General features: G+C 71.1%; 9 protein-coding genes. 3 read left to right on the forward strand and 6 right to left on the reverse strand.

Features of this window, described 5'->3' with window-relative positions:
• Window positions 1-381: 381 nt before the first annotated feature.
• Entirely contained in the window at window positions 382-2,703 is a 2,322-nt protein-coding gene (locus tag ACH4U8_RS32370; RefSeq protein WP_395781960.1) for a glycosyl hydrolase family 18 protein, read from the forward strand.
• A 199-nt stretch (window positions 2,704-2,902) separates the two neighbouring features.
• Window positions 2,903-3,364 carry a MarR family transcriptional regulator gene (locus tag ACH4U8_RS32375; RefSeq protein WP_395781962.1) on the forward strand — a complete coding sequence of 154 codons (462 nt, stop codon included), beginning with the start codon at window positions 2,903-2,905 and terminating at the stop codon, window positions 3,362-3,364.
• 25 nt (window positions 3,365-3,389) lie between these two features.
• Here the strand turns inward: ACH4U8_RS32375 and ACH4U8_RS32380 are convergent, their stop codons facing one another.
• The 3 genes from ACH4U8_RS32380 to ACH4U8_RS32390 all read right to left on the reverse strand — a co-directional run bounded on the left by ACH4U8_RS32380 (window position 3,390) and on the right by ACH4U8_RS32390 (window position 8,566).
• Complete coding sequence (locus ACH4U8_RS32380; protein WP_395781964.1) at window positions 3,390-4,913, reverse strand: long-chain fatty acid--CoA ligase; 1,524 nt, start codon at window positions 4,911-4,913, stop codon at window positions 3,390-3,392.
• A gap of 230 nt (window positions 4,914-5,143) precedes the next feature.
• Window positions 5,144-5,752, reverse strand: a complete 609-nt coding sequence (locus tag ACH4U8_RS32385; RefSeq protein ID WP_395781966.1) for an extracellular solute-binding protein — start codon at window positions 5,750-5,752, stop codon at window positions 5,144-5,146.
• 234 nt (window positions 5,753-5,986) lie between these two features.
• Window positions 5,987-8,566 carry an alpha-L-rhamnosidase C-terminal domain-containing protein gene (locus tag ACH4U8_RS32390; RefSeq protein WP_395781968.1) on the reverse strand — a complete coding sequence of 860 codons (2,580 nt, stop codon included), beginning with the start codon at window positions 8,564-8,566 and terminating at the stop codon, window positions 5,987-5,989.
• A gap of 282 nt (window positions 8,567-8,848) precedes the next feature.
• Here ACH4U8_RS32390 and ACH4U8_RS32395 point away from each other — a divergent pair, with 282 nt between their 5' ends.
• Window positions 8,849-9,448: a TetR family transcriptional regulator gene (locus tag ACH4U8_RS32395; protein ID WP_395781970.1), complete on the forward strand. Its 600-nt coding sequence runs from the start codon at window positions 8,849-8,851 to the stop codon at window positions 9,446-9,448.
• Between the two features lie 377 nt (window positions 9,449-9,825).
• Here the strand turns inward: ACH4U8_RS32395 and ACH4U8_RS32400 are convergent, their stop codons facing one another.
• The 3 genes from ACH4U8_RS32400 to ACH4U8_RS32410 all read right to left on the reverse strand — a co-directional run bounded on the left by ACH4U8_RS32400 (window position 9,826) and on the right by ACH4U8_RS32410 (window position 12,298).
• Complete coding sequence (locus ACH4U8_RS32400; RefSeq protein WP_360309142.1) at window positions 9,826-10,305, reverse strand: VOC family protein; 480 nt, start codon at window positions 10,303-10,305, stop codon at window positions 9,826-9,828.
• 113 nt (window positions 10,306-10,418) lie between these two features.
• Window positions 10,419-11,192: a copper homeostasis protein CutC gene (locus tag ACH4U8_RS32405; protein WP_395781972.1), complete on the reverse strand. Its 774-nt coding sequence runs from the start codon at window positions 11,190-11,192 to the stop codon at window positions 10,419-10,421.
• Window positions 11,193-11,242: 50 nt separating this feature from the next.
• Window positions 11,243-12,298: an asparaginase gene (locus ACH4U8_RS32410; RefSeq protein WP_395781974.1), complete on the reverse strand. Its 1,056-nt coding sequence runs from the start codon at window positions 12,296-12,298 to the stop codon at window positions 11,243-11,245.
• Window positions 12,299-12,321: the final 23 nt, after the last annotated feature.

Below are 12,321 nucleotides of genomic sequence, written 5' to 3' on the forward strand. Positions count from 1 at the left end.
ACGGCATGAGCGGTTCGTCGCCGGTCCCGCTCCGGGGACTTCCGGGATCGGCGCGAGCGTGGTCCTGGTCGCTGCCTCACCGAAATCCCAACGGTGGCAAGGCAGTTGGTGCCACGGCAGACCGGAAGGGGAGCGTCCGGCCGACCGCGTGACATGTACCATGTCACAAATCACATTTTGTGTGAAGGCCTGTGGAAGAACGAGTGCGGCCAACGAAATGGCAGCCGTCGGTGGGGAGATCCCGATTCGAGCTGATCCCTACTGGTCTAGACCTTGATTATTGGTCCAGACCTTCATTACGCTCGCCCTACTGTGTGAGCCGGACATCCCGGCTCATTGTGGGGCGCAGGTTCTCCATCGGATCCCAATCCAGGAGCACCCATGGCCATCGGAACCGTGAGGCGCACCAAACGCACCGAACCAGGCAAGAGATTCATTGCGATCTGTGCCGCCCTGTTACTCCCGCTCGCCGCGATGGTCGGCCTCTCGGCCGCGCCCGCGCAGGCTGCCGCGGGCGCGACCGCAACGTTCGCCAAGACCTCCGACTGGGGCAGCGGCTTCCAGGCGGAATGGACGATCAAGAACACCGGTACCACCGCGATCACGAGTTGGACCGTCGAATGGGACTTCCCCACCGGCACCAACCTGGGTTCGTACTGGGACGCGCTCATCACCAAGTCCGGAACGCACATCACCGCGAAGAACCGTGAGTACAACGGCTCGCTCGCACCCGGGGCCAGTGCCAAGTTCGGCCTCCTCGGTTCCGGACCCGGCAGTCCGAGCAACTGCAAGGTCAACGGCGGTCCCTGTGACGGCGCACCGCCGGTGGACAACCCGCCGAGCGCACCGGGAACACCCACCGCCACGGCGACCACCGTCGACTCGATCTCGCTGAGTTGGCCGGCCGCCACCGACGACAAGGGCGTTCAGAACTACGACGTCTACCGGGGCAGCACGGTGGTCGGCACGGCCACCGGCACCGCGTACACCGACACCGGCCTGACCGCCGACACCGCATACACGTACAAGATCGTCGCCCGCGACACGATCGGCCAGACCGGGCCCGCGAGTTCGACGGCCACCCTGCGCACCAGGCCGACGGGCGGCACCGACAACCCACCGACGGCGCCGGGCACACCCCAGGCGAGCGCGGTCACCGACACCTCGCTGACGCTCAACTGGGCGGCGGCGACCGACGATCAGGGCGTCAAGAACTACGACGTCTACCGAGGCGCGACCAAACTCGCGACCGTGACCGGCACCACCTACGGGGACACCGGCCTGACGGCGAACACCACGTACACCTACACGGTGGTCGCCCGGGACACCATCGACCAGACCGGCCCGGCCAGTGCGCCGCTGACGGTCAAGACCACCGGCGGAGGCACCCCCGGCAACGACTACGCGCGGGTGGGCTACTTCGTGCAGTGGGGCATCTACGGCCGCGCCTACACGATGAAGTCGCTGGACACCTCCGGGGCGGCGGCCAAGCTGACGCACCTCAACTACGCCTTCTCCAACATCGATCCCACCAACCTGACCTGCCTCAACGGCGTCACCAAGGCCACCACCCCGGGACCGCAGGACCCCAACCAGGGTGACGGCGCGGGCGATTCGTGGGCCGACTACGAACGCTCGGTCGGTGCGGGCGAGTCCGTCAACGGAACCGCCGACACCTGGAACCAGCCGTTGGCCGGAAGCTACAACCAGCTTCTGCAACTCAAGGCCAAGTACCCGAAGTTGAAGACGCTGATCTCGATCGGCGGCTGGACGTACAGCAGGTACTTCTCGGACGCGGCCAAGACCGACGCGTCGCGGCAGAAGTTCGTGAAGTCCTGCGTGGACATGTACATCAAGGGCAACCTGCCGGTGACCAACGGACGCGGCGGCACCGGTGTCGCGGCGGGTGTCTTCGACGGGTTCGACATCGACTGGGAATGGCCCGGCTCCGAGGGTCACGCCGGCAACCACATCTCGACCGACGACAAGAACAACCTGACCCTGCTGATGGCCGAGTTCCGCAAGCAGATGGAAGCGCTGACCACGACCACCGGCAAGCACTACCTGCTCACCGCGTTCACCCCGGCGGACCCGGGCAAGATCGATGCGGGCTGGGACATCAGCACGCGGGACGGCACGCCCAGCGTGTTCGACTACATGGACTTCGCCAACGTCCAGGGCTACGACTTCCACGGCTCCGGCAGTGACAACAGTTGGGAACCCAACCGCACCGGCGACCAGGGCAACCTGTACGTCGACGCGGGGGACCCGTACCCGACCAAGTTCAGCGTGGAATCGACCGTCCAGTACTACCTGGACCAAGGCGTCGACCCACGCAAACTGGTGCTCGGGCTCGCGTTCTACGGACGTGGCTGGCAACAGGTCACGGACGGCGGGGCGCACGGCGAATGGCAGGCCGCCAACGGCGCCGCACCGGGCCAGTTCCCGGAGGAGTCCGGTACCAGGGGCTACGCCAACCTGATCGCGTCGGTACCGAACCTGACCGTCTACCACGACGAACAGTCGGTCTCGACCTACGGCTACACCGGCAACAACGGCCAATGGTGGACCTTCGACGACGCGTGGTCCATCGGTAAGAAGACGGCCTGGCTCCGCACCAAGAACCTCCTGGGCGCGATGCTCTGGGAGATGAGCGGGGACACCGGAGTGCTGATGACCGCGGTCGACAACGGGCTCAAGTAGCCCACCGGATCGGAAGGTCGGGAGTGCGGTGAGTGGCCGCCTCCCGACCTTCCTCATGCCCGGCCGCATGCCCGGCCGCCGTCGGTGACGGGGAGTGGCGGTGCCGGGCGCGCCCACTCCGGTAAATAGTAGCCATGTACATAGTCGTCATGTACTGTATTCATCAGTCGAGCAGCACCGAGAATCCTGAGGAGCAGTCATGACCGGCACCGCAACCGCCCCCACCCCCGTCCTCGCCAACGCCCGGGTCATCGCCCTGACGCACTACGCCGGACGGGCCCTTCTGGAAAGCGTGTTGGCCCGCCACGGCGCCACGTTCCACCAGAGCGTGGCGCTCCGGGTCGTCGTGGTCGCGGGTGGGAGCATCGGCCGTGACGAGCTGGTCGCCGACGTCGTCGGTTCGCTGAAGGCCGACGAATCGCTCGTGCACGACGTGATCGGGGAACTGACGGCCGCCGAACTGTTGGAGGCGGACCCGGCGCAGGCGTCCCGGCTGCGACTGACCGACGCCGGACGGGAGTTGTACGAGCACAGCGCCGCCGAGACCGCCCCGATCTCGGCCCGACTGTACGCCGACATCCCGGCCGAGGACCTGGCGGTCACGGGCCGGGTGCTGGCCCTGATCACCGAGCGGGCGAACGCCGCGTTGGCCGGCGCCTGAGGCCCCGTCCGTTGCGTTTCACCCGTCAAACCCCGCCGCCGCCCTCGCCCGTCGCCTCGTCGCGCAGCGCCCGCTTCAGGATCTTGCCGGTGGGCCCCAGCGGCAGTGCGTCGAGCGTGCGGATCACCCTCGGATACTTGTGCCGACCGAGGTGTTCACGCGCCCAGTCGATCAACTCCTCCGGTGTCGGGGCCCGGGTACCGGCCGGGGCGGGGCGCAGGACGACCGCGGCATGCACCTCCTCGCCGAGCGCCTCGTGCGCCGCGCCGTACACCGCGACCTGGGCGATCGCCGGGTGCCGGGCCAGGACTTCCTCGACCTCGCGGGGGTAGACGTTGTAGCCGCCGCGGATGACCAGGTCCTTCTTCCGGTCGACGATGGCAAGGAAACCGTCCTCGTCGACGACGCCGAGGTCGCCGGTCCGGAACCAGCCGTCCACGATCGCGGCGGCGGTGGCGGCCGGGTCGTCCAGGTAGCCGGCGAAGACGTTGTGGCCGCGGACCACGACCTCGCCGACCGTCCCCGTCGGCAGCAGGTCTATGCGTTCGTCCACGTCGGCGGCGGCGACGGCCACCTCCACACCGCGGATCGCATGCCCGACCGTGCCGGGTCGGCGGCCCAGCAGTCGTTGGTTGAAGGTCGCGGCCGGGGACGTCTCGGTCAGCCCGTATCCCTCGAACACGTGCGTGCCGAACGCCGCCTCGAACCGCTCCAGCACGGCGACCGGCAGGGCCGCGCCGCCGGATACCGCCAACCGCAGGCTCGGCATGGTTCGTTCGCCGGCCGCCTCGGTGAGCGCGTGGAACATGGTCGGCACACCCATGAAGACACTCACCCCCTCGCGGACGATCACGTCGACGGCGCCGGCCGCGTCGAAGCGCGGCATCAGTACGAGCGTGGCCCCGGCGCGCAGCGCGGCGTTCATCGCGCAGGTCTGGCCGTAGCTGTGGAACAGCGGCAGACAGCCCAACACCACGTCCCCCGGGCCGAGTTCGTGCAGATCCTGGGCGCAGACGGTGGCGTTGAGCACGAGGTTCAGGTGGGTCAACCGGGCGCCCTTGGGGCGACCCGTGGTGCCGCTCGTGTACAGGATGGCCGCGATGTCGTCGGCCGTGGTCGGGTGGGCGGTGGTCAGCGGCTCGCCGCGGTGCTCGTGGTCGGCGCCCAGTGCCGCGATGCCGGCCGCGTCGGCGGCGGCCAGCGCGGTCGGCCACAACGCGCCGCCGCTGATCACGAGCACGGATCCGCTGTGTCGCAGGATGAATTCGACCTCCTCCGGGACCAACAGCGCGTGGATCGGTACGACCGAGGCACCGGCCGCGATGACCGCGTAGTACACGCGCGGGAACAGCGCGATGTTCGGCAACATGATCGCGACCCGATCACCCGGCTCGACGCCACGCTCGCGCAATGCCGCGGCGTAGCGCAGGACATCGGCCCACAACTGCCGGTAGCCGACCCGGATTTCGCCTTCGACGACGGCGACGCGGTCCGGGTGGCGCAGTGCGGAATCGCTCAAGAGGGCGGCCACACCGAGTTGTTGCTGCACGGGGCACTCCAGGGGTATGCGGCGGCGCCGGGCGCCGGACGGGGTTGCCGACCCGAACCGCCCCCGGCCGCACGAGGGCGCGGGGCGCGGGTCGTGCGGCCGGGACGGCGGGAGGGAGAAGGCGGGAAGGAGGCTGGAGGGAGAACGTGGGATGGTGGAAGGAGCCGGAGACGGGGAGCCGGAACCACGACCGACGACCGCGATCCGAGACCACGACCGGATGCCCCGGGCTACTTGCGCCTGTACTCCTTGTCCATGTTTGCGAGCACCGAGTTCACCGACGCCCGCCCCGTGAGCAGTTCCTGTACGCCGGCGAAGTGCGCCTGCTGGACCTGGGTGTTCGGCCAGTGCTGATCCGGCCACGGGCTTGTGTTGCCCTGGGCCGGCGCCTGCACGACGACGGCCTGCACGGGCGAGGGGGTGTACTCCACACCGGTCAGCAGCGGCGGCACATCCGCCGTCCTGGCGTAGGCGCTCATCACCTCGGGGCGGGCGAGGAAGTCCAGGAACTTGATCGCCGCGGCCTTGTGGCCGCTCTTCGCATTGACCGCCAGGCCGCTGCTCGGCGCGACCGGCACCCGGTTCTCCGCGACCACATCGGACGCGGGCAGCGGGAACGAGGCGATCTTCGTACCCGGCGCGGCCTTGGCCACCGAGTTCGCCGCCGACGTGGTCATCACGAAGCCGACCGACTTGCCCGCCAGGAACTGTCCGCTCGCCGCGGTCAGGCTGGTGCCGACGGGGTCCGCGTTGAAGCATCCCCGGTCCTGCATCTCCCGGTACTTGGTGAACGCGCTCGCCCAGCCCGAGCCGGCGAAGGTCGCCCGACCGGCCGCCATTCTCGCGTCGAAGTCGGGCCGCGGGGTCCCGGGTCGCACTGATGCCGTCCCAGTCGGTCAGCGACAGGCTCGCGCCGCGCAGTGCCGGTACGACCAGGACCGCGAGGTAGACCGCGGCGGCGGGTACGACGAACCACCACGGCACGCGGCCGTTGCGGGGTCGGCGCGGCGGGGGTGTGCGGGTCGGGGCCGGCCGCACGACCGGTCTCGACGTGGTGTGCGGGGTGACGGTGGTCATGGTCGACCTCGATTCGTGCCCTGGGCGCGGGGTGCGACCGGCGCGGCGTCGACGAGGGCGCCCCCGGCGAGGGCGTCCAGGGCGGTGTCGAACGTGCCCGCGGGGTGGTCGGCGACGCTGCCGTCCGGGGCCACGAGCGTGACCGGCACCGGGGATTCGACGTGGACACGATTGCCGTCGACGTGCACGTGGACCAGCCCGTGTGGGGTGGGCACCGCGCCCTTGGCCCAGCTCAGGTCGCCGAGCCGGGGGGCCACGCGGACCGTGGCATAGCCGGGCTCGGCGGGGGTGACGCCCAGCGTGTACACGAGCAGATCGCGGCTGGGCGTGGCGGACCAGCCGTGGCAGTAGGTGCCGCCCTCCCAGGTCTCCCGCCACGCGGTGGGCCCGGTGGCCAGCAGCCGTGCCCAGTCGCGGTACAGCCCGGTGAGCGCGTCCGCGGCGCCCAGCCGGGCCAGTGCGTCGTGCACGACGTAGCGGAAGAAGGGCTGGGCGCCCACGACTTGCCGGTGCACGTCCCAGGTGACCGGGGGCGGGGAGAAGCGCTCGATCCGGTGGCCGGTCGGCGCGCCGTCCGCATCGCCGCCGTGCGCGGCGACCGGCGCCTGGGTGAACATGGCGTCCCGGGCGAGTAGGAACTCCCGTACCCGTTGCGTGCGTTCGGCCGGGACCAGGCCGGCGCAGACCGCGGCGGCGGTGGTGTGCTCGCTCATCGCGGGCTGTACCACGTCGTGGACCGCGTGGTCGCGGTAGCCGCCCCGCCGGGCGTCCCAGAACACCTCGAAGCCCGCGCGCACCGCGTCGTGCAGGCCGCGTGCCCACGCGGCCCGACCGGCGTCGCCGAGCCAGTGGGCCATCTCTGCGAAGTCGCCCAGGGCGCGTGCCCACAGCGCGTTCAGTGTTGCGCTGGTGCCCTCGACCTGCACCGGCGACCAGTCGATCAGCACCCATCCGGTCACGTCCCGGACCAGGCCGTCCGGGCCGAGGAAGGCGGTGAACCAGTCGAGCACGGCTTCGGCGACGGGCATCAGGCGGGCCACCAGGGCGCGGTCGCCGGTGTGCCGGTAGAGGTTGTGCACCGAACGCACCCAGTGCAGCGACCAGTCCGGGATGGTGATCAGGTCCGGATCGCCGGCGTCGCCCGCGACCACCATCGGCAACAGGCCGTCCGCGCGCGGGGTCGCGGTGAGCAGTGGTGCGTGCCGGGCCAGGCTCCAGTCCGGGTTGTTGACCAGGTCGACCGACTGGTGCACGACCGCGTCGCCCGTCCAGGCCCGCTGTTCCCGGCTGGGGCAGTCGATGTAGGCGTCGTGTGCGGTCAGGTCCACGGTGCGCAGGCCCACCCGATGGATTTCCGTCAACAGCGGGTCCGAGCAGGCGAAGTACGGGCCGGCCGGACGCGGGCGCAGTCGTTCGGCGAGGGTCGGGGTGAGCCGGAGCGGGCCGGTGGCGCAGACCACGAGCACGATGTAGCGCCCGCCCGCCGGGTCGCCGAGTTCGAATCGTTCGCCGTCGCCGCCGCGTGTGGTGTATGCGAAGCACGCCGCGCTGGAGAGCGCCGCGGGGGTCGGCGACTCGCTGAGCGCGCCGAACAGCACGGTGCCGGGGGCGGCTTCGACGTCGATGCGCAGCGTGCCGCTGACCATTCGGCCGAGGTCGGCGATGACCAGTCGGCGGCCGGCGGGCAGTGCGAGCGAGGAGACCGCGGACGTCTCGTCCGGGTCGGCCGCGGTGTCGGGCCGGGCCTCGGGGCGGATCTCGCCGAGTGCGTCGGCCAGTGCGGTGTGAATGTCGGCGAAGCCGAGCGGGCCCTGGGGACGCGGGGCCGCGGTCAGCGCCGCGGTGGCGAAGGAGGCGGGTGTGCGGGTGGCCCCGCCCGGTTGCGGCAGCGGGTTGGGCAACAATGCGCCGTACGGCTCGGAGGGTGGCCGGGTGGCGCCCGCGCTGCCCACGTGCGATGCGGACAACACCGTTGCGGCAGGCCAGTGTTCGTCGTCGAAGTCGAGGCCGGTCCAGGCCGGGTCGAGCCGCCTGGCGTCCAGGATCTCGGGGATCTGCGGGGAGACTGTGGATTGCGGTGCGCACGGGGTCCAGGCGTCCGACTCCAGGCAGCGCCAGGACGCGTCGGTGGCGATCCAGGTGTCCCCGCCGACGCCGACCTCGGCGACCAGCGCGCCGCCGCCCAGGGTGTACGTGGTCGGGGAGGGTACCCACCATGCGGTGCGGTGGCCGTAGAAGCGCACCAGCACGGCGATCACGTTGCGTCCGGGGCGCAGCGCCGCGGCCGCGTCGCCGTGGTCGTAGTACAGCCGGCGGGCACCGTGTCGGATCGGGCCGCGGGTCAGTTCGACGCCGTTGACGTACAGCACGTGTCGGGAGTCGGAGCTGATCCGAAACGGTGCGTGCTCGGGTATCTCGGTCAACTCGAAGGTGCGCCGGAACAACACGCGGCGGTCGAATCGCTCGGGATCCAGCGATCCGTTCATCGGGTTCTCGTGCGGCGGCTCCCCCACCGCACCGTGTTCGGTCCAGAGCCACTGGCCCTGCCAACGACGGCTCACGAGTGTGTCTTGCATCGTGCGTGTCCTTCCGATTCTCGACCCTCGGTTCCCGGCACCCGATGCGGAACGCCCGGATCCCGAGTGGATCCCGAGCGGCGGGGACCCCCGGCTGCCGCTCGGCGGACACACCCTAACTCCGTTTTTTACTAACCACTAGATAAAAATGATAGGATGCTGACTGTGACTGAGAGAACACGCGGAGACGACGAGGATCGTGGGCGGCCGTCCCGACGAAGCCCCCAGCCCCGCCGCGGCCCGGGGCGCAGTGAGCGCGGCGCGCGACGGCGCGAGGAACTGGTGACCATCGCCGGCGAACTCTTTGCCCGCAGCGGCTTTCGCGGCACCGGCCTGGCCGAGGTCGCGGCCCGCGCCGGGATCACCCAGCCGGCGCTGCTCTACTACTTCGGCAGCAAGGAAGGACTGTTGCAGGCGGTGATCGAGCGACGGGGCGCGCAGAGCATCGAGTTCGCCCAGGAGTCGGTGGCCATCGGCGGCCTGCGGGCGATCCGGGAGTTGCCCGCCTCCGCACACCGCAATCAGCGCGAACCGGGTCTCGCGCGCCTGCTCGCGGTGCTGACCATGGAGAACCTGGACGCGGAGGATCCCGCCCACGAGTACTTCGTCGAGCGCTATCGACGACTGCGCGCGCTGATCGCCCGAATCATCACCGACGCCCAGGCCACCGGCGAGATCCGCGCCGAGATCGACCCGGCGCACAAGGCCGCGGAACTCCTGGCCACGATGGACGGTCTGCAGATGCAATGGCTGCTCGACCCGACGGAGGTCGACCTGGTCACCGCCATCGAGTCCTATGCCCTGACCCTGATCCGCGATCTGGCCGCCGACCCGTCGGTCTACGCGGCGGCCACGACCCGGGACACGACCGACGTCGAATAGTGCACGCGGCGGCGGCGAGCCGGCGCAGCGCCCCCGGCGACTGCGGACCGGGGCCGCGACCGGCCCGGGAGGCGAGTTCGACGAACACCGACACACCCTCAGCCCTGTGCCGAGGTGTGCTCGGCCAGGTACCGGCGCAGCGTCACGACGGCCGCTTCGGCCCGGCGCCGCTCGGGTGGGTCGTCACCGAGCGGGTCCGTGCCGGCCTCCGGCGGCGGTACGGAACACCTCGCCGCTGCGCCCGTATCGAGCCCGGGGCGAGGCGCGGTTGCCGAGCCGCCCGCAACCTCGCGCCGCGTCGTGTTCGGCGGCGCGCGATCACCGGCTCGTGCCCCGGGGACAGGGGGCACGAGCCGGTCCGCGCAGCCGCGAGGTGGTCACTCGCCGGCGTACGCCCTGCGCAGCGCGGCGATGTCGAGCTTGCCCATCTTGAGCATCGCGGCGGTGGTCCGGGTCGCCTTCTCCGGGTCCGGGTCGCCGATCAGGTCGATCAGCTCGGTCGGCACGACCTGCCAGGACACGCCGTACTTGTCCTTGAGCCACCCGCAGGGCCCCTCCGACCCGCCCTCGGACAGCTTGGCCCAGTAGTAGTCCACCTCGTCCTGATCGGCGCACGGGATCTGGAACGAGATGGCCTCGTCGAAGGTGAACTGCGGGCCGCCGTTGACGCCGACGAAGCGCTGCCCGTTGATCTCGAACTCGACGGCGAGCACGGAGCCCGCCGGACCGGGACCGGCCTCGGTGTAGCGGCCGATCCGGCCCAGCTTGCCGTCCTCGAAGATGGACAGGTAGTGGTTCGCGGCCTCCTCGGCCTGACCGTCGAACCACAGACAGGTGGTGAATCCCTTGCCGGTCATCGTTACCTCCGGTACTCGGTGCGGGGTGACGTACACGAGTACCGACCTGTTTCGCGCGGCAAACTCATCGCGTTCCGGCCGACGGTTTCCCGACGGCCGCCCGCGCCTTCGGGTCAGCGCCTGCGGGCGGCCTCGACCACGTCGCGGATGCCGTCCGCCGAGGTCACCCGGCGGGCGTACTCCGGCTGCCGCAGCGCGCCGCCCATGTAGGGGAGCGGGTTGCGGTGCGTCGCGGTGCTCTCCAGGACCGCACCGGCCGCGAAGTGCACCTCGCGCACGCCGGTGGCGGCCAGCACCCGGTCGATGTTGCGGGCGGTGATGCCGCCGCCCGGCATGATCACGATCCGGCCCGCGGCCTGTTCGACCAGGCGCGCGATCAGCGGAGCGCCCTCCAGCACGCTGCTGTCCTGGCCGGAGGTGAGCACCCGGTCGACACCGAGTTCGATCAGCTGCTCCAGCGCGGCGTGCGGGTCGCGGGTCATGTCGAAGGCGCGGTGGAAGGTGACCGAACGATCGCCGGCCGCGGCCATCAGCTGCTCGATCACCGGCCGGTCCAGGTCGCCGTCCGCGGTCAGCGCGCCGATCACCACGCCGTGCGCGCCGGCCGCCCGGATCGCCTCGACGTCCCGACGCATCGCGGCGACCTCGTACTCGTCGTACACGAAGTCGCCGCCACGCGGACGCACGATGACATGGACCCGGATCGTGTCGACGGCGGCCAGGGTCGTCTCGATCAGGCCGAGGCTGGGCGTGATGCCGCCCTCGAACAGGTCCGCGCACAACTCGACCCGGTGCGCGCCCACCCGTTCGGCGGCAAGCGCGCCGGGGACGTCGTCGATGCAGATCTCGTAGGTCGGGGCGGTGTCGGGGCCGGCGGTGACGATCATGGCGTGTTTCTCCCGGTGAGCGAGGATGAGCGGATGAGCGGAGGGGGACGTCAGGTCGGCATGGCGGTCACCCGGACCTCGCCGACCGGCAGACCGCCGCCCGGCACCGGTACGGACGCCCACTCGTGCGCCGCGGCCGTGTCCACGCCGAGCGTGCGCAACGCGGCCAGCGCGAGCGCGGTGGTCGCGCGCGGGCTGCCGTCGATCACCTTGACCGCGACCGCGTGCCCGGCGGTCGTCGCGGCCACGAACACGCCCTCGGCGCCGCCCTTGACCACGACGCCGGGCAGCAGCCGCATCACCTCGGTGTTGGCCTGCCCGTCCCCGCCGACGTAGCGCGGGTGCTCGCGCATCGCGTCGGCCACCGTGCGCCCGGGACCGTCGGACGAGGTGGCCAGCGCGCGGACGCCGCGGGCCAGCCCGGTCAGGGTCATCGCGAACACCGGCGCGCCGCAGCCGTCCACGGCGGTGTGTACCGTCGATTCGCCCGCCGACTCCTCGATGCCCTCGCGGACCAGCACCTGGAGCGGGTGCGCCGGATCGAGGTAGCCGTCGGTGGGCCACCCGGCCGCGACACACGCGGCCAACATCGCGGCGTGTTTGCCGGAACAGTTCATCCGCTCCCGCGAGTCCGCCTCGCCGCGCCCGATCATCGCCCGGTAGGCCGCCTCGTCCTCCGGCCGACTCGGCGGACACCGCAGCGCGTCGCCGGTCAGGCCGGCCGCCGCGAGGATCTCGCCCACCGCGTGCACGTGGAAGTCCTGCCCGGTATGGCTGCCCGCCGCGATGGCCACATGTGCCCCGACCAACGGCGCACCCGCGCGCAGACAGGCCAGCGCCTGGAACGGCTTGGCCGAAGAGCGGGGTATCACCGGCTCGTTCGGGTCGCCGAGCTCGATCACGGGCCGCCCGTCCGGGGCCAGCGCGACCAGGCTGCCGAAGTGCCGACTCTCCACGAAGCCGGAGCGGACCACCTCGGCCAACTCGGCGTAGCGGGTGCTGGGTTCGGGGCGCACGGTGTCCTCCTGGCGCATCGGGTCCTCCGGGTCGGGGCATTCGCTCGGGTCGCCGAGCACGGGCGGTGCGGTCACGGGTGGTGCGGTCACGGTCGGTGCGGTCGTGCGCGGCC

This window comes from Embleya sp. NPDC020886 (assembly GCF_044333915.1).
In the GTDB taxonomy this organism is placed as follows: domain Bacteria; phylum Actinomycetota; class Actinomycetes; order Streptomycetales; family Streptomycetaceae; genus Embleya.

Coding starts and splice junctions, on each gene's coding strand:
- ACH4U8_RS32370 (WP_395781960.1), top strand. CDS start 382: ATGGCCATCGGAACCGTGAGGCGCACCAAACGCACCGAACCAGGCAAG.
- ACH4U8_RS32375 (WP_395781962.1), top strand. CDS start 2,903: ATGACCGGCACCGCAACCGCCCCCACCCCCGTCCTCGCCAACGCCCGG.
- ACH4U8_RS32385 (WP_395781966.1), bottom strand. CDS start 5,752: ATGGCGGCCGGTCGGGCGACCTTCGCCGGCTCGGGCTGGGCGAGCGCG.
- ACH4U8_RS32390 (WP_395781968.1), bottom strand. CDS start 8,566: ATGCAAGACACACTCGTGAGCCGTCGTTGGCAGGGCCAGTGGCTCTGG.
- ACH4U8_RS32400 (WP_360309142.1), bottom strand. CDS start 10,305: ATGACCGGCAAGGGATTCACCACCTGTCTGTGGTTCGACGGTCAGGCC.
- ACH4U8_RS32405 (WP_395781972.1), bottom strand. CDS start 11,192: ATGATCGTCACCGCCGGCCCCGACACCGCCCCGACCTACGAGATCTGC.